The following is a 19,623-nucleotide window of genomic DNA, read 5'->3' as shown; positions in this document are numbered from 1 at the left end:
TGAAAGATAGCATTCCCTCTACTAGGCTTACTAAAAGAGTCAAAGTAAAAGAGGATTAACCAGGACACCCATAGTTAATTTGAAAGATAGCATTCCCTCTACTAGGCTTACTAAAAGAGTCAAAGTAAAAGGATTTTCTTTATGACTACTGCCAGAAAAAAACTGATTAGTTTAGTTGATACCCCATATTACCACTGCATTTCTCGCTGTGTCCTCCGAGCTTTTCTTTGCGGTGACGATAAACTCACAGGTAAGAGTTTTGAGCACCGCAGAGGCTGGATTGAAGATAAGTTACTTAGTTTAAGTCAAGTTTTCGCTATTGATGTATGTGCTTATGCGGTTATGAGTAATCATAGTCACTTAGTGCTGTTTATTGATGAGCTAAGCGCTGAATCATGGTCGACAGAAGAAGTCTTACAGCGTTGGCATAAAATATTTAAAGGCACTTTTTTAACGCAACAATATTGCCGTGGTGAATTGATTGCCGAATACTTACTTCTAACATTAAAAAATACGGTAGCCTGCTATCGCAGTCGATTAATGGATATAAGTTGGTTTATGCGTGTTCTTAATGAGCGTATTGCGAGAAAAGCTAATCAAGAAGATAATTGCACCGGCCGGTTTTGGGAAGGGCGCTTTAAGTCACAAGCTTTACTCGATGAATCAGCGATTTTAGCCTGCATGGCCTATGTTGATTTAAACCCTGTTAGAGCCGGTATGGCAGATACGCCAGAGCGTTCACTATACACAAGTGTAAAAAAGCGTGCCATCGAAGCTATAAAGGGTAAGCAACCCAAAAATCTGATGCCTTTTGTTGGTGATCCTAAAGCTAATATGCCTAAAGGCCTACCTTTTGAATTAACGGATTACCTGCAATTAGTCAAACTAACAGGGCGTTGTATAAAAGAAAGTAAAAAAGATTATATTGTTCAAAGCAAGCCAAAATTATTACGACGTTTACATATCAACACCGACAACTGGTTAACACTCACAAAAGATTTTAGACGCTTGTTTCATGGCGCTATAGGCAATAGGGATTCGTTAACGGCTTATTATGAACACCATGAATTTAAACGACGACAAAATATAACATGCTGCGAAAAACTATTAGCATAGTTATTTTTTAGCATAGTTATTTTGTGAAATAATATGTAATAAGCGATGGACTCAAAACGTCTATCGTTAAGTGTGCTTTAAATCCTCATAAACAGTAATTCCCGTCATATGTAGACTTTTTCAATAATATTATAAGTTTTATTCAACTACTCGATAGGTTTGCGTATAACTTCTGGAAGCATTTAGATGTTTGTATCCAATAATTTTCTTAAATTTTTATAATGGATGTCCAAGTTATGTCTATTGGGAACTTGAGTTTTATGCCGTATTTTGGTTCTGTTTAATGTGTAATTGAGGGGGGTTACTGACCTGCCTCAATTTAGTAAGATTAACTGTTGTGGTAAATATGTAACCCCCATGATTTAAAGGGATTCGAGCTTAAAAAGAGGGCGTGACGCTCTCTAGGTGAACGCCATAATTAGTAGGTATTAACGACTGCCTGATCGATCAGAGCAGACCTTGTAGCATAATTATTTTTTAGCTTAGTTACTTTGTGAAATAATATGTAATAAGCGATGGACTTAAAACGTCTATCGTTAAGTGTGCTTTAAATCCCCATAAACAGTAATTCTCGTCATATGTAGACTTTTTTCAATAATATTATAAGTTTTATTCAACTACTCGATAGGTTTGCGTATAACTTCTGGAAGCATTTAGATGTTTGTATCCAATAATTTTCTTAAATTTTTATAATGGATGTCCGAGTTATGAAAGCTGTATCAAATAATTATTCTTGAGTTTTTATAACGGGTGTCCAAGTTATGGAAGCTAAAATCTAGGTGGAGGGGATTTTAGACATAAAAAAACCGCAATTAAGCGGTTTCTTATCATAAACGGTGGTTTGTTTATCGCCAAATCTAAAAGTTACTAGGTATAACTAATGGATTAAAAAGGTCTTTATTTGGTGGGCGGGGGGGAATCGAACCTTTATAATTCACTTTAAAGTCATCCACTTATATTAATTGTTGTTAGAAATACTCATTTGGTTGCTCGAACAGCATACCATCATTTTTATCATTGTCATTATCACTTTCATCTATTTCAAAGTCAAAGTCCGAATCAAATTCAACTCGTTCGTCCGCTAAAGCAATATTTATTCTAGTTGTTAATTTTTTCTTGGTTTCTTCTGTCTGGAAACTTATAACTTTATCTAATAAATCTTTATACTTAGTAACATATCCAGCAATCTGTGCATCATTTATTATCCAATCTACATCATTTGAGTGTTGTGCATATAGAATAATTGAATCACGCCACCATCCTGATTTAATCAATTTTGAATAGGAAAAACTCTTTTTATGGCTTAATTCCACTGATGCCAAATATTCTTGAAATCTTAAATGTCCGAATCCATACTCACCATTAGAATTTGGAATCAATATTTCTGCTGGAAAAACTAGTTCTTCTAATACTAAATCAATATTTTCAATTGCCCTATTTAAATTCATTAAAAGTGACTTTGCTGTATTTAATGAGAAAGACCTTATTTCTTTAAGATGAACTTCAAAAGCTAATAATCTTGATAATTCAAGTATTACATCAGGATCACTTTTAGTTCTTTTTATTCCTTTATATAAATCAAACTTACCACTTAACAAATCAAATCTCTTTTTATAAAGGGATGATTCAGTAGTAGGTAGCGGTATATTGTTAACACATAAAGTTGCTAAAATAGTTGCAGATAATGGATTTGTAACTATTTCGTTTAATTTAGAGTGCTTTGTAAGATGTTCCATGATTGATTCAGCGTAATTGGTGCTATCATCACCATATACAGAAAACCATTTAGTAAAAAATTCACGTTTTTGTTGGTTAGTGAAAGGAAGCAAGCTTATATTTACAAAATCTAAATTATGAACTTCGTCAACAGAATATCGAGAAGAAGTTATAATTTGGCACTTGGATAAATAAGATTTTAACTTACTTACGGCCGATATGATCCATGGGTATCGAACAATTGCTTCATCAATACTGTCTAAAATAATAACAGCCTTTTCAGAAGTTAATTGTTTTTCAAAATCAGGATAACTCGTATTGCTACCTAAGCTTCTTAAATAACTATGCATCCCAATCAATAAGTTTTTGCTTTCACGCTCATCCGTTAATTCGGCAATTTTATTAAGAGTGGAAAAAAACACCATGCCTTTACTCTCGTTCTGTAATAAATTTTGAGCATATACTTGTAAGTTGGTTGTTTTTCCTGAACCAGCATCGCCCAACACAGATATATTAAGCTTGGTACTAAATACCTTTTCTATAGGGTAATTAATTGAACCCGTTATAACTACTTCGTTGTTTTTGTAATCTGAAAATGTAATCTCTTTTTCAAATTTCGATAACATCTTTATATGACTAAGTAACCTTTTAGTTAACTCTAAATATGAAGAAAGGTTAGTCGATATATTTAGTTCTAATTTAGATAGTTGTGATTTTAAATACTCTAATTTTTCACAGTATTGTTTGATATCGATAGGAACACTAATACCCGTACTTTCCTTTTGTCCTTGAATTACTCTAAATTGCTTTAAGTGCTCTAGTCGTTCTTTATTTAATTCACATAATAATTCCAATACCCTGAAGTCAGTTGCGGATAAAGAGTCCTTTTCCTCCTCCTGTTCTTTTAAAAACCTATTAACAAGGTCATTTGTTATATTTGCAGGGAATGACTCTTTAAATCTACTATTAGTTATAGTGGATTTAATATGTTTCATCTTTTCACTAGCTTCAGTAGCCAGTTCTTCACTTTTTTCTGAAAGACTGTCAATTAATTGTGAGTCAAATGCTTTCGATAAAGCATCTTTGGAATATAAGTACATTCCAAGATCTTCTTTTATAAATAAATTATCTGCTTCTAATTTTTGTGCTTTGTTTAATGAAAATAAGACATTTAGATTTTTATCTTTAATAGTTAATTTATTTTTAAAATATTTTAGGTATTTTTTTGAACCAATTTCAAACTTTACATCGCAGTATATATCACACAAGTTTTCTGTCTTATTAAGGCTAAGAGCTTTCATTAACATGCTGTTGTTTAGCATTGGTACCACATTGCTCTTGATAATATCTTTGTCATCTAAAACTTTATAAATTAATTCAGGGAAATGTATATTCAAAAGCTCGTTTATTCGATATCCGTCAATAATTTTAATGTTTTCGTTAAGCAAGGCTTTAAATGCGCCTTTATGGTTCTCTATAACTTTTTGACCAATCAAGTATGGTGTGATAAAAATTCTATCTTTTATAATGAGCTCGTTTCCGGTTTCTTCACAAATAATACCTTCAAATTTCATTTGGGATATTTGGTTTATTAATTGTTGAAAACTTCGAATCGCAGAATTTATTTTGGGAGATATTTTTTTTACTTGTATACCTTTTATATCAGGAAAGTTGAATTGATCTTTATTATGGACAATTAAGTCTTTGCCTTTCTCGCCATGTCCTCCAACAAATTCGACTTTTGCATTAAACATCTTTTCTAAAAGAGGTTTAACAATTGTTTTGCTAAAAACATCCTCATGCATTGAAATAAATTTATCTTGTAGTGCTTTGTTGTCAATAACAGTTTTCATATATATCCATTTTTATAAACACATCTATACTTATAAACTACCACAATGAAATGTATAAAACCTACTGATTATATTAATTAATTTATTAAATATAAATATAAATACACAATCAATTTTAGAAACCTTTTGAAATTTATTTTTAAGTTAGAATATTATAATGTCAAACCCAACAAAATGTTGTTCACCGCAATCAAACAAATAACCAATGACAGTTTTATATTTGTCACATTTAATTGATGCCTTTATTGCTCTATCATATCGATTATATTTTATTGCGTAATCTGGGATACATGAATAACCTATTAGCTTAACAAAGCCGTTATCTACAATTTTAGCAATAAATTCATCATTTTCAGGTATATGAATAACAAAACCACAAAACTTAGCTGCATCAGTAAGTCCTAAGTATTCTTTTAAATTTTTAACTCTCTGTTTATCTAATTTCATAATGGTTATCCTTTTATTTGTTTTCTGGTATCCAACGAGCATAAGTACTTAACGTCATAGCTATATCGCTGTGGCCTAATTGTCTTGCTACCCATGCAATAGGTTTGTTTTCGGTAAGCATCGTAGATGCATAAGTATGGCGAGTGTTGTATTGTTTACGAAACTTAACACCTGATTGCTTCACAGCAGGTTGCCAACAATTATGGTAAATAGCGCGATCATCGCGCCATGGCTTATTTGTTTTAGGGTTGAGAAATATTCTTTCTTGGTTAGCTGTATTTAACTTTAATTGTGCTTTTAGTGTTGATAGTGCTTTTTCATGTAGTTCATGAGTACGCTCACCTGACTTTGTTTTAGTGCCTTTTTCTCTGCCATGCACTAAAGCTTTTCTTACAAAGATAACTTTACGCTTTAAATCAATATCACACTTTCTAAGAGCTAACAGTTCGCTAGTTCTTAAACCTGTCCAAAAGGCAAATTCATAAAGATTAAGTACTTGTCCTGACATTTGACCTAATATACTTTCGCGTTCAATAGCATTGAATGGTTCTGGTTCTTTTTTAATATGTTTAAAGCGCTTTATACGGTCAATAGGGTTACCATCTATAACTTCATCAATATATAACTCCTGAAAAGCTGATCGCATAATAGAGCGCACTTCATTTTTAGTTTTACCTGATAAAGTTGATGTAGCCCCCCAATCTTTAAAAAAACTAGGTTTGAATTCACTCACGAGAATATGACCAAAATTAGGCTCAATATGATGAGTTATTTTACTAATATATCCGCGTTTAGTTGAATACTCCCATTGGTCTTGAGTGCGTTTAAACCATGAATTAATCATTTCTTTAATGGTAATTATATTAGCTTGAGTACTTGCTAAGTCTCTTGCTCTTTTGCTGTTAGGAAAATGCTTTAAGTAATCAAATTTACCAAACTCAATTTCATATAAAATAGCATCACGTTTACGAACCATTTCTTTTAATGAAGATTTAGTAGGTTTGACTTTTACTGTTTCCCTACAACGAACATCGTTATAAGTAAAAGAAATACTAATGCTTGAATTATTAGCCTTAATACCTGTTAGCTTGTTATCCATTTTTCTACCTCTTTTATACCAATTAAAATTCTGCCATCAGGCGCTTTTTTAAAATGCTGATCGATCATCCATTGTCCTTTTTTTATTTTTGCTCTGATAGCGTCTTCGGTGTATCCGCATAATTGCGAAAATTTCTTTATTGTTACCCAGTTCATATTGTCTCCATTGGTCTGTGCTGGACTTGAGGTCAATAATTGCTTTAAAATCAGGTCGTAAACAGATGATGTACTAGGTAAGTACTACCTATAATCAATAAAATAAAGGGATGTAGATGATTGCTAATGACCAAGTAGATTTGGATGAACTGGTTAAAACATGTAAACGTATTGAGAAATACTTTGTTCAAACAAGTAATACTGAGAGAAAGCCAGTTGAAATTTATCTAGCGTTGCTTAATAAAACTATTGTTTATATCGAAGGTGGACATTCTTCATCTGATTTGGTTTTTGATGCCAATGAAATATGTGAAGAGTCATTTAATCCGAAAGAAGATTATGCTGCGGCAAAAGATTTTATAACGCGCCATAGGAAAGGTTTTGATAAATTCATTAAGGACAATATTGAAGAAGTTACTCACTTCTGTTCTTTAGAAGGGGTTAAATATTTACCTACTATTAAAAACACTGAGTCTCAAGGTGGGCATAAAACTTTATTTTATATTGGGCTCTTTCCAATATCCGATGAAATAAATCATAAAGTTGAACTCAAATCGAATGAGTTTGTAAGTGAGTGCTCTACATCAATTGAGTACGTTGTAGCTCAGTTACCCAAAACAGCAACATGGGCTAAATTTCTTCTTAATTTTAAAGTAAGTGGTTGGAAGCTTTATTCATATATCACTCTTCCAATAATAGCGTTAGTTTGTAGCTATTTTTTGCTGCTATGGAATTACTTTGCATTATCAACCGCTAGCCTTATCTACTCTATATTAATAATTTCAGTATTCTATTTATTTTATATCTTGTTAAAACCAATATATGAAGCAATGAATAATAGGATCGCGATTGCTCCTAATTGGTTATTAGGTTTAAAAGTCAATTCAGCACAGCTAAGAGCAATTCGCACAGAAGAAAAAAGGGCGTCAGGAAAATCAATTAGAGAATTGCAACTTGTTATATATCAGGCAACATGTCCTATCTGTGGCAATGAAGTTGCTATAGAAAATGGAAAACACTCATACAAAGGACGATTAATTGGACTTTGTGATGAATCGCCTAGAGAACATGTATTTAGTTTTGACCATGTCACTAAGAAAGGTAAACTTTTGAGGTAGTAGATATTTATCTTAATTATCTCGGATGTTAAAACTATAATTTTAAGTATTTAAAACCTGTTAATTTCAGTTCCACAGCCTTTTTTCTAGCATCAATTTTTGTTAAGTAACACGGAATTTCTGCTTTGTATAATTCGGATATAGCTTGCATAGGCTCTGCTATCACAGGAGGAAATAGTAGATAGCCATCTTTTTCATTTATAAATTTAATGCTATCAACTTGTATTGGCAAGCCACCATCACTTTTATAAAACCTAGGTGTACTGTGTGTTGAAATTATAAATATCACTTCATGGCACCTCTAAATTAGAATCCCATCATTCCAAGTATCTATTAACTGTTGATATTTAATGTTTTCTGATGATTTGTCAAAATACTCTTCTCTCATCTTATCTCTATGACCTATGGAAAAAACTTCATTTATTGGGCCAAACTTTCCGGCTGAACGCATTTCATATCTTTCATATAATTGGCCTTTAGAAATGATTTCCTTGCAGTGATAACATTTATATTCTTTCCGTGCTTTCTGTGTTTTAAGACCTTTTACAGATGGATCTTTAGGTTTTCGTAATAGTTTTTCATCATATTCAATATCTTCAGCAAATAACCAACTATAATTTCCTCCACAACCTATAGTTCTGAACACTTCATTGTTTACGATTATTTCACCATATCCATAATTTTCATAGGACTGGTTTTTAGTGTATGAATCACACCGCCAATCATTGGCACTGTAAATAATATTATCAATACGATCTATAGTGACTGCTAAATTCCCCCATGTGTTACGTTTAACTCTAAAATTTAGTTTTTGATTATTCATGCAATACAATTGGTAAATACTGAACATAGTTAAGTTAATTCCTTTTTACTTTGTTTTAATGAGCAATCAGGGCAAATCAATTTTTTTCCCTTTTTTATCCATCCATTTTTTTCTATCAAGCTGGTTACGTCAAAAGTTGATATACCTGTATATTTGTCATCAATATATTTACATATATCGCATTTTGCTTTTATTTCTATGAAGAAAGGCATTGTAATTAAATCCATTTTTATTATCAGGTTAGAGAATACATATTTGTAAATCTACTTCCAACCTAATAATAAATTATCAAATTTTTAAAGAGCGTTTTACACCGTTATTAAGGCATTTCCAATAACGTCATTTGTTCAGCAAAAGCTGTTTTTGTAAGTTGTATTAGTTGTTTAGGGAATTTAATCATCACCTCCACTTCATCGTTTAGGGTGATAACACCAGCAACAAAACCAATTTGTTCAATGGCTAGATTTTTATTGTTCTCGTCTTCCTTATTTACTACATGACTATTAAGAAGTTCAAAGGCTTCTTCTGGTGTGAATTGGTCACCAAATCCAAATGTTTCTATGTTCATATTGTTGTTTTTCCGTTGTTTGAATTAGTTAGTACAGTTATTTACACAAGTCCAAGGGCGCTTCGCGCTTCTCCTCGTTGCTCAGGCTTCGCCCTCGTCGTCGCAGCTTTCGCGCCAGGGAATATTGTCATATGGGTATAGGATGTAATTTGACCAATTCCTTATTTCGACTCTCATTCTTCGGGACGAAAGTCGTCATTGGTTGTGTTATTTTTTTCCATAGTCGAGTACGAGTTAGGTTGATAACACTCTTATTAATAAGGCCCTTTATTGATGGGGCTTTAACATCACCGTAATAAGTTAAGTTATTCTGAATTATTTCTCCTGTATCAATATCAACAGTCTCATTTACTTTAGTTTCATAGTAGGGATGAATAGGGCGGTTACGTCTTGGTAATATTGCACCACCCATAGCCATCACATAAGCAGCCCAGTCACCAGAATCAGCTGCAACAAAAGCTGTTACTACTTCTGGTTGCTCTGATTCTTGTAAACGTCTGAGTTCACGCCAAACCGTCACAGAGGGGCCACCAATTTGCTGAAATTGACGTATACCCCATAAAGAAGACCATGCATCAATTTTAGAAGCTGCGGGCTTTGCATCATTTCCGTATAAATCATCATCAAGGTCTGAACCATCAATGTTTTTTGATATATATTTAGCGATATAACCAGCCGCGCTACCTTTATTAGGATCAATTGAAGTCATATCAAAACGATGTTTCTTAGCGCCTCGTTCATTACCATCTTCTCGCAAAGCATATTTGCTAATAATAGAGCGAGTAGTTTTTACATCGTCAGGATGCATGAATAGTAATAAATGCCAATGTGGTGTTCCGTCATGATGCGGTTCTACAACTCGAAATCCATAAGGGTGTATATTTTTCTTTTGTAATGCTGAACGAATAAGTTTCCAGTTATTATTAAAATACTCATTTACGTCTTTTGGTGTTGAATCATTAAATTTAGGATTTGCTTTACCATTAGAGTAAGCATGATATTTTGATGGGGAAGTTAACGTATAGAACTCACCAGCATGTCCCATTGTTGTTGCGACTTCTTCAAAGCCACGTATACGAGTCATAAGTTCAGCTTTACGAATTCTAGGGTTGGACACAGATTTTTTATATACATCAAGAAGAGTGTAGGTTTGACCATCTTCATTAACAATTTGATTAGCCATTAAATACTCAAATGAGTTTTCAAGCTGAGTTTTTCTGTTTTCTAAAGCAAATGCACTGGCGTAACAACTTGCGTCTTTATTAACTAAATTTAATTTCCTATGAACTTGTTCAATATATTGGATGCGCAATTTATTGATTTTTCTAAACCACCAATTACTACAAGCTAATTTATTTAATGTTGGTATGAATGGTTTATCAGCATCATAACTATCAATTTGAATGGTGTATCTATTAGCGATACCTTGGCATATTTGATATGAGGTTTTATTCTGACCATATTCAGCAATAGTGAATCCACATCTTTTGGATATATTCTCACAAAAAACTTTAATCTCTGCAGGTGTCGACGAAAGGTTTAAATCATGAATGACGAGTGATTTATCTATTTTATATAGAAACAGGTCAGCTTCATGCAAATTCTTTTGATTGTAAATTCTGAGATAGTGACTTTTAAGGGAATTATAAAAGTAGGGGTGTCGTTTAAATACTGCTTTACGAAAGGAATAATTTTCGCGTGTACCAGTGTTATTTTTTGACGATGGTAAAAAAGTGTCAAAATCGTGCCATTCTGTAGCCCATTTAGGACTATCTGAGACCAATGGGGTATCAGAAACAAAAAAGCTACAGTCGCTATTTCTAGGGGCTGTAGCTTGATTTAACTGGCTTTCGTCAGTCTTTAATGTGGTGGAGCGGGGGGGAATCGAACCCCCGTCCAAAAAGCCTACATCCTTGGTACTACATGCTTAGTCGATTATTTGTTTAACCAATTAGACGCCAACCGACAGGCTTCGTCATGGTGAGCTTAATACTATTTCGCGGTTCAGCCTTAAGCGTGCTTCCCTCGCTATCCTATTTGGGGTGACCATCGATCCTCTAAACAATAGGAGAATTTTTGAGGCGATGGCTAGCCTAAGCGGCTAGTGCGAACGTATCGTCGTTTGCAATTATAGTTTTGCGGCTTTTTACCAGGCAAACCGCCCCTGGGCATGCACCTCGGGTTTCATGAATCTTGTCGAATCCTAGATCCGCCCCAAAGTTTTTACATCTTAATTATAAACTTATTCAGTCTATAAAGCGCATTGTACAGCGCTTCTTTTAAATAAACAACGTGTTAATTGTTAACTTGTTATCGATCTAAATTCTTATTTTTCATTAATCGGCCTTTATCAACAGCCCATTCTCTGTCTTTGATATCAGAACGCTTATCATGGTCTTTCTTACCTTTACCCAAATAAAATTCGAGTTTGACCCAATTTGCTTTCCAATACATCGCCGTGGCAATTAATGAATAACCATCACGCTCTACAGCGGCAGTTATTTTCTCTAATTCACGTCGATTCAATAGTAACTTGCGGTCACGATTAGGTTCGCATACTACGTGACTAGAGGCAGCATTGAGCGGCATTATTTCAGCACCCAATAAATAAGCTTCACCGTTTTTTACGTGTACATAACAATCAGAGATATTAACTTTTCCGCTACGGATACTTTTAATTTCCCAACCCTGCAGGCTCATCCCACCTTCAAACTTATCAGTTAAAGAATAGTTATGACGAGCTTTTTTGTTTAACGCAATAGTATTGCTGTTTGATTTTTTTTTCTGTGCCATTATATTTCCATTTTGTTTGCCATCAAAAATAGCAATCGCAAACATTATACGGAGAATTATTGATATTTGAATGATTAATTTCAATTTTTCTCTTTAATGCCTTTTGCTCACGGCTTTGTTATCATTACCCTTTAAAGTTGAGGAAAATAAATGCCCGTAATTAGTCGCAGCGCTTTAGTGATGTATAGCGTTGACCAAATGTATCAATTAATTAATGATATTGTTGCTTATCCTCAATTTATTCCCAATTGTGGTGACAGTAAGATAATTTCTCAGCAAGGTAATGAAGTTACCGCTGCTTTGATGGTTTCGAAGGGGGTTCTAAAAAAATGGTTTACCACCAAGAATACCTTGATTGGTAATAATAAAGTGCAACTCGATTTAGTTGACGGTCCTTTTAAAAAGTTGACAGGTTACTGGCAACTAACTGAATTATCTGAAGAAGCTTGTAAGATTAGTTTACATTTAGAGTATGAGTTTTCGAGTAAAGTATTCGATTTGGCATTTGGCCGTGTTTTTACAAGTTTGACCAATAATATGGTACAAGCTTTTACACAAAGAGCTAAAGAGGTTTATCATTCTAATGGTTGATAGCATAGAGATAGAGCAAGAACTTGCTCAACGTAAAATACAAATAGAAGTTGTTTATGGACTACCCGATAGACAAAAGCTATTAACGCTTTTAGTCGATGAAGGCACCTTGTTAGAGCAAGGTATTATTGCTTCAGGCATTTTATCTGATTTTGAAGAAATAGACTTAACCGTAAACAATGTCGGTATTTGGAATCGCGCCGCTAAATTAACGGATACTTTACGAGATTTAGACCGTATTGAAATATATCGACCTTTAATTGCTGACCCAAAAGAGGTTAGAAAGCGCCGAGCTGAAAAAGCAAAAGATGAAGGACGTGCCGATAAAGTTACCGGTGGTCGTGTAGACCCGCGTCGAAATAAAGCCAGCTAAAAAGCATCGTAAAATTTAAAGTAAAAAAAACGGCTATTAAGGCCGTTTTTTATGGGGCTAAAATATTTTTTAGTTAACCATAGGAACGTAAAAGTTGTCACCTAAGACAAAGTCACCTTCTGCGCTGGCTAATAATTCATTATCAAAATAGAGGATAAATTTCTTCTTAACGTTAAACTCTTCACTTCGACCTGATTTTAATAAGTAAACATAGTGCAATGTATCATTGCCAAAGGCATCGTTAACAACAGGGCTGCCAAGTACAAATTTTACTTGTTCTTTAGTCATGCCAATTTGAAGCTTGTCGATATCTTTTTGTTCTAAAAAGTTTCCCTGAGGAATGTCAAAACGATAGACCCAGCTTGAGCAGGCAGAAAGAGATAGGGCAATAGTAATGGCTAAAATGCGAAATAACATGTTTTTTCATTTATCCTAATAAGTTCGAATGGGGATGATAACTAAGCCCGCGAAGAGATACAAAACTATTTTCAATTTATTTTGCACCTTTGTGCCTCAACTCGGTTTATTTACTTAACGTTAAAATTAATTTATTAACCGGCAAGTAACTCTTGAGCATTAGCCAAGCTGTTATCTGTTATTTTATTCCCCGCTAATAAGCGAGCAATTTCTTGGACTCTGCCATTAGCACTTAGTTCCGTTACTTTTGTTTCTGTAAACTCGCCATCGGTTAATTTACTGACAAATAACTGTTGATGCCCTTTGCAAGCGACCTGTGGTAAATGTGTTACACAAATAACTTGGGTGTTTTGGGCTAATTCTTGTAGCTTGCTACCGACCATTGCCGCTGTTGGGCCACTGATACCGACATCAACTTCATCAAATATTAAGGTCGGTGTGATCACCTTGTCCGCCAAAATAACCTGCATGGCTAAACTAATACGTGATAATTCGCCACCAGAAGCAACTTTGTTCATTGCTTCTAATTTTTGACCTGGGTTAAGGCTAATAAGAAAGTTTATTTCATCAAGGCCAAACGGTGATAAAGCTTCAACATTAACTTGCTGTACCGATACGTCAAATATGCCGTTGTTCATATTGAGCTCTTTCATGCTCAGCGTGATTTTTTTACTGAGTTTTTTAGCCGACTTTACTCTTGATGTTGATAACGCCTGAGCAGATTGTTGGTAATGTACCTTAGCTTTTTCAATGTCTATGTATGCTGTATCTAGTCTTGAACCGTCTGAATTTATGACATGTAAGGCTTGTTTTATCTCTAAGTGTAACGTTGGCAAATGCTCGGGTGCCACTTGATGTTTCTTAGCGAGTTGAATAGCGAGCGAGTAGCGGTCTTCAATCATTTGATAAGCTTCTGGGTCGAGTTCAAGCTTGTCGTAGTAGTGCTTTAGCTCATCATTAGCATCTTCAACAAGAATAAGTGCTTCGCTCAAGGTGTTAGCAATATTTGCTAACTTAGGATCCATATGAACTAAATCATTCAATTGTTCGCAGTTGTTTCTTAGGCTGTCTGAAATATTATGATTTTCGTTTTCAGACAAAGTTTGCAATGCTTTTAAAGTGCCGGTCAATAATGACTGACCGTTACTATGACGCTTGTAATCACTTTCTAGAATTTGAAATTCACCCGTTTGTAGTGAAAATTCGTCTAGCTCGGTCACTTGGTATTGTAATAATTGCAGTTTTGCTTCGCGTTGTTCTTTACTTTCTTGTAACTGTTTTAGTTCTGTATTGAGATTTCGCCATTGCTGATAGTAATATTGAACGTCGTCTAATAAGTGCTGATGATCGGCATACTCATCAAGTATTTTTCGCTGTTGTGCCGGCTTAACAATGAGTTGGTGATCGTGTTGGCCATGAATACTTATTAAAAATTGTGCAATATCTTTAAGTTGGGCAAGCGGAACTTGGCTACCGTTAATGTAGGCCTTTGAGCGTCCTTCAGCTGATATTACTCGGCGTAAAATACATTCACAATCTAACTCAGCATCGTGTTCGTCTGTTAGGGAGAGGCCATTTTTTTTAAGCCATTTTTGTGCGGAAATGTTTTTGTTAATATCAAAGGTTGCGGCTAACTCTGCTTTTTTAGTATTGGGTCTTACAACATTAGTGAGCGCTCTATCGCCTAAACATAAACCTAAGGCATCAATAGCTATTGATTTACCCGCACCTGTTTCTCCGGTGATGGTTGTCATACCTTTGCGCCAATCTATATCTAGGGAGCGCACAATGGCGAAGTTTTGAATGTTAAGATGTAAAAGCATGAGAAACCAATTCACTGTATAAATATGTATACCTGTTAATTTATACAGTAAAGTGGTTTTGTGCAAGTGTTAATCGAATAAAAATTCAACAGCTTGAATTTGTTAAAAATTAATAAAGCTTATTGCCCCAACTTAATTTATTACGCAGTACATTAAAGTAGTCATGGTCTAGAGGATGAACTAATCTCAGCGTATATTCACTTTTTCTAATAATAACTTCATCACCTGGTAATACCGCTAAAATAACATGGCCATCACAACTTACTTGTAAGTTTTCATAGTTCTCATTGGCGAGTAATAATTTTATTTCACTATTGCCGTCGACGACTATGGGTCTACTGGTCAGGGTGTGTGGAAACATCGGCACCAACGATAAGGCATTTAAATTGGGTGTTAAAATTGGACCACCTGCCGACATTGAATAGGCGGTTGAGCCAGTAGGTGTTGACACGATTAAGCCGTCAGAGCGTTGGCTGAACATAAAGCTACCATCAATGTAAACTTCAAATTCAATCATGCTGGCTACTTTTCCTGCGTGTAGCACTGCTTCATTGACCGCACTGTTAGAGCTTTTCAATTTTCCGTGGCGATAAACTTCTGCCTCAATAATAAAACGTTGCTCAGCGCGCGACTCGCCACGTAAAATTTTCTCAAGTGGTTCAATTAATTCATCGGGCGATAAATCGGTAAGAAAGCCTAAGTTCCCTCTGTTTACACCAATAACACCGATATCAAAACATGATAGAACCCTTGCGGCACCTAACATATAACCATCACCGCCCACGACTATAGCCAGGTCAGCTTGTTCACCAATTTCTACTAGGGTACCAATCGTTAGATTATCGATATCGATTGATGGGCCAACTGAGCTTTCAATTAATACCTGATAGCCTTGACTGGTAAGGAATTGATAGAGCGCTGTTATTGTTGCGCTGGCTCCTTCGTGATTTGGTTTGCCTATTAAACCTATAGTGTTATAAATTTTGCTCATGTCTACGCAGTAAGTTGTTTGTATCTTAGGATTAATAATAGTTTCGCTGTATTTTCATGGCTTGTAAAGTTGACTTTTTTATAAATTATTTACTGAGTAGCATTTTGATTAAATTTCCGCTTCAGCGAGATTTGAAAGATTTAGGGCTAAGGTATTAATTGAAGAGAATAGTTCTTCATTGTCAAAACTAATAACCTAGGCTGTAGGCCTTTTAAAATATAACTTTTGACGTTTTTTGGCGATTAGATACCTGCAGGTAATTGCTTTTATATAGAGTGACTTTATACAAAAAAATGATATTTTTCCTCAAAACACTGACAAGCGCTCAGTAACAACAAACTTAATTAAATTGGTATTTAAGCTTGAATCGTAGCAAGAAGTCCCCATAATTAGCGTTATCAGATTTATATAACCTTTATATTGTTAAATATATTATTAGTTTATTTTGGAGCTTTCATGACTAATGAGTCAACAGAAAACAAAAATACAGCTGAAGCATCAACAGAAGCTTTAACGCCCGAAGAAATTATGGCGCAAGAAATTATCGACCAAGCTGAAGAGCAAGTCGAAGTTCAACATATTCATGCCCATGAAGTGATTAGTGCCGAGCAAGAAAAGATTAACGAACTTGAGTTAAGCCTTTCTTCAGCGCAAACCACTATTGCAGATCAAAAAGACTCTGTAGTTCGTGCTAAAGCCGAAGTTGATAATATTCGCCGCCGTAGTGCACAAGACGTCGATAAAGCACGTAAATTTGCTTTAGAAAAATTCGCTGCTGAAATGTTAGTGTCAGTAGACAATTTAGAACGTGCTTTACAGAATATAGATAAAGAAGATGAAAACAATACCGGCATTATTGAAGGTCTTGAATTAACCCTACAAGGTTTAATTGCTTCGTTAGAAAAATTTGGCGTTAAAGGAGTTGATCCACAAGACCAACCTTTTAATCCTGAATTACATCAAGCTATGTCTATGCAAGAAGTTCCAGGCGTTGCGCCAAACACCGTTATTGCTGTGATGCAAAAAGGTTATGAACTCAATGGCCGTTTAATTCGTCCAGCGATGGTAATGGTTTCTAAATCTGCTCCGGTAGTTGATACCACAGCATAAAAAATATCATTAAAAAAAGCGGTAAGAAGTTTCTATAAAACTTCTTACCGCTTTTTTGTTTTTAGCAGGCAAATAAGTTTTATTAGGGTGTTTTATCGCTATCGGTGAGAAACAACAAAAAAATCTTCACAAATAGCTAAATAATGAAATAAATTTACTTTTTTTCTTGGAAATTAGTTGAAAAGGATTTTACTGCCCCCACTATTTGTTTCATCAACAGGTTTATTAAAAAATCTTACTTTAATAAGCTTTATTTTAATTAGTATTCGGAGATCCTCAAGATGGGCAAAATAATCGGTATTGACCTAGGGACAACAAACTCTTGTGTTGCTGTACTAGATGGCGGCAAAGCACGTGTAATTGAAAATGCAGAAGGCGATCGTACAACTCCTTCAATTATTGCATACACAGAAGATGGCGAAACGTTAGTAGGTCAACCTGCTAAACGCCAATCTGTTACAAACCCAAAAAATACATTATACGCCATTAAGCGTTTAATTGGTCGTCGCTTTGAAGACGAAGAAGTTCAGCGTGATATTAAAATTATGCCATTTGGTATTGTTAAAGCTGACAACGGCGATGCTTGGGTTACAACACGTGATAAGAACGTTGCGCCACCACAAGTTTCAGCTGAAGTTTTAAAGAAAATGAAAAAAACTGCTGAAGACTTTTTAGGCGAAGCAGTAACAGAAGCAGTAATTACAGTTCCTGCTTACTTCAATGATTCACAACGCCAAGCAACTAAAGATGCGGGTCGTATTGCTGGTCTTGAAGTTAAACGTATTATCAATGAGCCAACTGCTGCTGCTCTTGCTTACGGCATGGACAAGCAAGAAGGCGATAAAGTTATTGCTGTTTACGACTTAGGTGGTGGTACTTTCGATATTTCAATTATTGAAATTGATGAAGTTGAAGGCGAGCACACGTTTGAAGTATTAGCGACCAACGGTGATACTCACTTAGGTGGTGAAGATTTTGATAACCGTTTAATCAACTATCTTGTTGCTGAATTTAAGAAAGACCAAGGTATGGATTTAACGACTGATCCTCTTGCAATGCAGCGTTTGAAAGAAGCAGCAGAAAAAGCTAAATGTGAGCTTTCTTCAGCACAACAAACAGATGTTAACTTACCTTACATCACAGCTGACGGCAGCGGCCCTAAGCATATGAACATTAAAGTAACGCGTGCTAAATTAGAGTCTTTAGTTGAAGACATGGTTAAAGCAACGTTAATACCATTAGCACAAGCGCTTAAAGACGCAGACTTATCAGTAAGTGATATCAATGATGTTATCTTAGTTGGTGGTCAGTCACGCATGCCAATGGTACAAAAAGCAGTAACAGAATTTTTCGGTAAAGAACCTCGTAAAGATGTTAACCCTGATGAAGCCGTTGCCGCTGGTGCAGCAATACAAGCAGGTGTTCTTTCTGGTGATGTAACTGACGTACTTTTATTAGACGTTACGCCATTATCATTAGGTATCGAAACAATGGGCGGCGTGATGACGAAAGTTATCGATAAAAACACCACTATCCCAACTAAACAGTCACAAACCTTTTCTACAGCTGACGATAATCAAGCTGCGGTAACGGTTCATGTTGTTCAAGGTGAGCGTAAGCAAGCGTCTGCAAACAAATCTTTAGGTCAATTTAACCTTGAAGGTATCGATGCAGCACCACGTGGAACACCACAGATTGAAGTAACTTTCGATATTGATGCTGATGGTATTTTACACGTAACAGCTAAAGATAAGAACACAGGTAAAGAACAGAAGATTACCATTAAAGCTTCTTCTGGTTTATCTGATGAAGAAGTAGAACAAATGGTACGTGACGCAGAAGCTAACGCTGATGAAGATGCTAAGTTTGAAGAATTAGTTAAAGCACGTAACCAAGCTGACGGTCTAGTTCATACCACTCGCAAGCAAATTGTAGAAGCGGGCGATGACTTACCAAGCGAAGACAAAGAAAAAATTGAAACAGCATTAACTGAACTTGAAACTGAGATCAAAGGCGACGATAAAGAAGCGATTGAAGCTAAATCTCAAGCCGTTATCGAAGCATCAGCTAAGTTAATGGAAATTGCTCAAGCGAAAGCCGGTGCTCAAGAAGGCGCTCCTGAATCAGACGGCGCTGCGCCAGCTGATGACGATGTTGTTGACGCTGAATTTGAAGAAGTTAAAGAAGACAAATAGTCTTTAATAACGGAAAATATATAAGCGCTGGTTTAAAAACCAGCGCTTCTTACGTTAAAAATCGTTATAAAATGCCATTGAAAATAGCTAACTATTTATAATGTCATTTTACTTAATTAATATCTAAAATTTCAACACCAGTTAAAAGAAGTCACTATGTCAAAACGCGATTATTATGAAGTGCTAGAAGTATCAAAAGATGCGTCTGAGCGTGATATCAAAAAAGCCTACAAACGTTTAGCGATGAAGCTTCATCCTGACCGTAATGCCGGTGATAAAGACAAAGAAGAGCTATTTAAAGAAGTTAAAGAAGCTTATGAAATTCTAAATGACGACCAAAAACGTGCTGCATTTGATCAGTACGGTCATGCGGCATTTGAACAAGGTGGCAATGGCGGCGGTGGTTTTGGCGGTGGCTTTGGCGGCGGTGGTCAA

At 35.2% G+C, this 19,623-nt stretch carries 20 protein-coding genes and 1 other RNA gene; 7 read left to right on the top strand and 14 right to left on the bottom strand.

All coding sequences use genetic code 11. The features are described 5' to 3' along the window. Positions 1-141: 141 nt before the first annotated feature. Positions 142-1,116, top strand: coding sequence for a transposase (locus H4J67_RS17370; protein WP_182204489.1), 975 nt, complete (start codon positions 142-144; stop codon positions 1,114-1,116). A 968-nt stretch (positions 1,117-2,084) separates the two neighbouring features. Here H4J67_RS17370 and H4J67_RS17365 read toward each other — a convergent pair. The 4 genes from H4J67_RS17365 to H4J67_RS17350 all read right to left on the bottom strand — a co-directional run bounded on the left by H4J67_RS17365 (position 2,085) and on the right by H4J67_RS17350 (position 6,386). Beyond that, positions 2,085-4,685 carry an NACHT domain-containing NTPase gene (locus H4J67_RS17365; protein ID WP_182204488.1) on the bottom strand — a complete coding sequence of 867 codons (2,601 nt, stop codon included), beginning with the start codon at positions 4,683-4,685 and terminating at the stop codon, positions 2,085-2,087. 144 nt (positions 4,686-4,829) lie between these two features. Next, complete coding sequence (locus tag H4J67_RS17360) at positions 4,830-5,132, bottom strand: hypothetical protein (RefSeq protein ID WP_182204487.1); 303 nt, start codon at positions 5,130-5,132, stop codon at positions 4,830-4,832. A gap of 13 nt (positions 5,133-5,145) precedes the next feature. Next, a complete protein-coding gene (locus H4J67_RS17355; RefSeq protein ID WP_182204486.1) occupies positions 5,146-6,231 on the bottom strand; it encodes a site-specific integrase in 1,086 nt (361 codons plus the stop codon). After that, positions 6,216-6,386: an excisionase gene (locus H4J67_RS17350; RefSeq protein WP_182204484.1), complete on the bottom strand. Its 171-nt coding sequence runs from the start codon at positions 6,384-6,386 to the stop codon at positions 6,216-6,218. The genes H4J67_RS17355 and H4J67_RS17350 overlap by 16 nt, the downstream gene beginning before the upstream one ends. A gap of 116 nt (positions 6,387-6,502) precedes the next feature. On the opposite strand from H4J67_RS17350, the gene H4J67_RS17345 reads away from it, so the two are divergent. After that, a complete protein-coding gene (locus H4J67_RS17345; protein ID WP_182204482.1) occupies positions 6,503-7,504 on the top strand; it encodes a hypothetical protein in 1,002 nt (333 codons plus the stop codon). A gap of 34 nt (positions 7,505-7,538) precedes the next feature. Here the strand turns inward: H4J67_RS17345 and H4J67_RS17340 are convergent, their stop codons facing one another. The 7 genes from H4J67_RS17340 to smpB all read right to left on the bottom strand — a co-directional run bounded on the left by H4J67_RS17340 (position 7,539) and on the right by smpB (position 11,688). Beyond that, positions 7,539-7,793: a hypothetical protein gene (locus H4J67_RS17340; RefSeq protein ID WP_182204481.1), complete on the bottom strand. Its 255-nt coding sequence runs from the start codon at positions 7,791-7,793 to the stop codon at positions 7,539-7,541. 12 nt (positions 7,794-7,805) lie between these two features. Then, positions 7,806-8,327, bottom strand: a complete 522-nt coding sequence (locus tag H4J67_RS17335; RefSeq protein ID WP_182204479.1) for a hypothetical protein — start codon at positions 8,325-8,327, stop codon at positions 7,806-7,808. A gap of 29 nt (positions 8,328-8,356) precedes the next feature. Further along, positions 8,357-8,554: a hypothetical protein gene (locus H4J67_RS17330; RefSeq protein WP_182204478.1), complete on the bottom strand. Its 198-nt coding sequence runs from the start codon at positions 8,552-8,554 to the stop codon at positions 8,357-8,359. 92 nt (positions 8,555-8,646) lie between these two features. Continuing rightward, on the bottom strand, positions 8,647-8,895 hold the full coding sequence (locus H4J67_RS17325) for a hypothetical protein (RefSeq protein WP_182204476.1): 249 nt from the start codon (positions 8,893-8,895) through the stop codon (positions 8,647-8,649). A gap of 127 nt (positions 8,896-9,022) precedes the next feature. Then, positions 9,023-10,678, bottom strand: coding sequence for a replication endonuclease (locus H4J67_RS17320; protein WP_220471673.1), 1,656 nt, complete (start codon positions 10,676-10,678; stop codon positions 9,023-9,025). Between the two features lie 83 nt (positions 10,679-10,761). After that, positions 10,762-11,111, bottom strand: a transfer-messenger RNA (tmRNA) gene (gene ssrA, locus H4J67_RS17315). A gap of 94 nt (positions 11,112-11,205) precedes the next feature. Further along, complete coding sequence (gene smpB, locus H4J67_RS17310; RefSeq protein ID WP_070377008.1) at positions 11,206-11,688, bottom strand: SsrA-binding protein SmpB; 483 nt, start codon at positions 11,686-11,688, stop codon at positions 11,206-11,208. A gap of 150 nt (positions 11,689-11,838) precedes the next feature. On the opposite strand from smpB, the gene H4J67_RS17305 reads away from it, so the two are divergent. Together H4J67_RS17305 and H4J67_RS17300 are read left to right on the top strand one after the other, a co-directional pair. Next, positions 11,839-12,279: an SRPBCC family protein gene (locus H4J67_RS17305; protein ID WP_070374314.1), complete on the top strand. Its 441-nt coding sequence runs from the start codon at positions 11,839-11,841 to the stop codon at positions 12,277-12,279. After that, positions 12,272-12,652 carry an RnfH family protein gene (locus H4J67_RS17300; RefSeq protein WP_182175996.1) on the top strand — a complete coding sequence of 127 codons (381 nt, stop codon included), beginning with the start codon at positions 12,272-12,274 and terminating at the stop codon, positions 12,650-12,652. The genes H4J67_RS17305 and H4J67_RS17300 overlap by 8 nt, the downstream gene beginning before the upstream one ends. Positions 12,653-12,721: 69 nt before the next feature. On the opposite strand, the gene H4J67_RS17295 is transcribed toward H4J67_RS17300, so the two are convergent. From H4J67_RS17295 to nadK, 3 genes are all read right to left on the bottom strand, one after another. After that, a complete protein-coding gene (locus H4J67_RS17295) occupies positions 12,722-13,069 on the bottom strand; it encodes an outer membrane protein assembly factor BamE (protein WP_070374311.1) in 348 nt (115 codons plus the stop codon). Between the two features lie 134 nt (positions 13,070-13,203). After that, positions 13,204-14,892, bottom strand: coding sequence for a DNA repair protein RecN (recN, locus tag H4J67_RS17290; RefSeq protein WP_182175997.1), 1,689 nt, complete (start codon positions 14,890-14,892; stop codon positions 13,204-13,206). Between the two features lie 109 nt (positions 14,893-15,001). Further along, positions 15,002-15,883: an NAD(+) kinase gene (nadK, locus tag H4J67_RS17285; RefSeq protein WP_182204472.1), complete on the bottom strand. Its 882-nt coding sequence runs from the start codon at positions 15,881-15,883 to the stop codon at positions 15,002-15,004. A 456-nt stretch (positions 15,884-16,339) separates the two neighbouring features. Between nadK and grpE the strand changes: the two genes are divergently transcribed. The 3 genes from grpE to H4J67_RS17270 all read left to right on the top strand — a co-directional run. Next, a complete protein-coding gene (grpE, locus tag H4J67_RS17280) occupies positions 16,340-16,993 on the top strand; it encodes a nucleotide exchange factor GrpE (protein WP_182175999.1) in 654 nt (217 codons plus the stop codon). Positions 16,994-17,274: 281 nt separating this feature from the next. After that, positions 17,275-19,188, top strand: a complete 1,914-nt coding sequence (gene dnaK / locus H4J67_RS17275; RefSeq protein ID WP_070374307.1) for a molecular chaperone DnaK — start codon at positions 17,275-17,277, stop codon at positions 19,186-19,188. A gap of 156 nt (positions 19,189-19,344) precedes the next feature. Beyond that, positions 19,345-19,623: DnaJ domain-containing protein (locus H4J67_RS17270; RefSeq protein WP_182204471.1), on the top strand; the 279-nt coding region annotated here is incomplete at its 3' end.

Origin of the sequence: Colwellia sp. BRX10-4, assembly GCF_014077465.1 — a bacterium.
In the GTDB taxonomy this organism is placed as follows: Bacteria; Pseudomonadota; Gammaproteobacteria; order Enterobacterales; family Alteromonadaceae; genus Colwellia_A.
This window is presented reverse-complemented; position numbering and strand designations above follow the sequence as displayed.

Bases quoted from the DNA above. Each gene is read 5' to 3' on its own strand.
- H4J67_RS17335 (WP_182204479.1), bottom strand. From the start codon at position 8,327: ATGAATAATCAAAAACTAAATTTTAGAGTTAAACGTAACACATGGGGG.
- recN (WP_182175997.1), bottom strand. From the start codon at position 14,892: ATGCTTTTACATCTTAACATTCAAAACTTCGCCATTGTGCGCTCCCTA.
- H4J67_RS17365 (WP_182204488.1), bottom strand. From the start codon at position 4,685: ATGAAAACTGTTATTGACAACAAAGCACTACAAGATAAATTTATTTCA.
- H4J67_RS17355 (WP_182204486.1), bottom strand. From the start codon at position 6,231: ATGGATAACAAGCTAACAGGTATTAAGGCTAATAATTCAAGCATTAGT.
- H4J67_RS17360 (WP_182204487.1), bottom strand. From the start codon at position 5,132: ATGAAATTAGATAAACAGAGAGTTAAAAATTTAAAAGAATACTTAGGA.
- H4J67_RS17295 (WP_070374311.1), bottom strand. From the start codon at position 13,069: ATGTTATTTCGCATTTTAGCCATTACTATTGCCCTATCTCTTTCTGCC.
- H4J67_RS17300 (WP_182175996.1), top strand. From the start codon at position 12,272: ATGGTTGATAGCATAGAGATAGAGCAAGAACTTGCTCAACGTAAAATA.
- dnaK (WP_070374307.1), top strand. From the start codon at position 17,275: ATGGGCAAAATAATCGGTATTGACCTAGGGACAACAAACTCTTGTGTT.
- smpB (WP_070377008.1), bottom strand. From the start codon at position 11,688: ATGGCACAGAAAAAAAAATCAAACAGCAATACTATTGCGTTAAACAAA.
- H4J67_RS17350 (WP_182204484.1), bottom strand. From the start codon at position 6,386: ATGAACTGGGTAACAATAAAGAAATTTTCGCAATTATGCGGATACACC.
- H4J67_RS17325 (WP_182204476.1), bottom strand. From the start codon at position 8,895: ATGAACATAGAAACATTTGGATTTGGTGACCAATTCACACCAGAAGAA.
- H4J67_RS17370 (WP_182204489.1), top strand. From the start codon at position 142: ATGACTACTGCCAGAAAAAAACTGATTAGTTTAGTTGATACCCCATAT.
- grpE (WP_182175999.1), top strand. From the start codon at position 16,340: ATGACTAATGAGTCAACAGAAAACAAAAATACAGCTGAAGCATCAACA.
- H4J67_RS17345 (WP_182204482.1), top strand. From the start codon at position 6,503: ATGATTGCTAATGACCAAGTAGATTTGGATGAACTGGTTAAAACATGT.
- H4J67_RS17305 (WP_070374314.1), top strand. From the start codon at position 11,839: ATGCCCGTAATTAGTCGCAGCGCTTTAGTGATGTATAGCGTTGACCAA.
- nadK (WP_182204472.1), bottom strand. From the start codon at position 15,883: ATGAGCAAAATTTATAACACTATAGGTTTAATAGGCAAACCAAATCAC.
- H4J67_RS17330 (WP_182204478.1), bottom strand. From the start codon at position 8,554: ATGGATTTAATTACAATGCCTTTCTTCATAGAAATAAAAGCAAAATGC.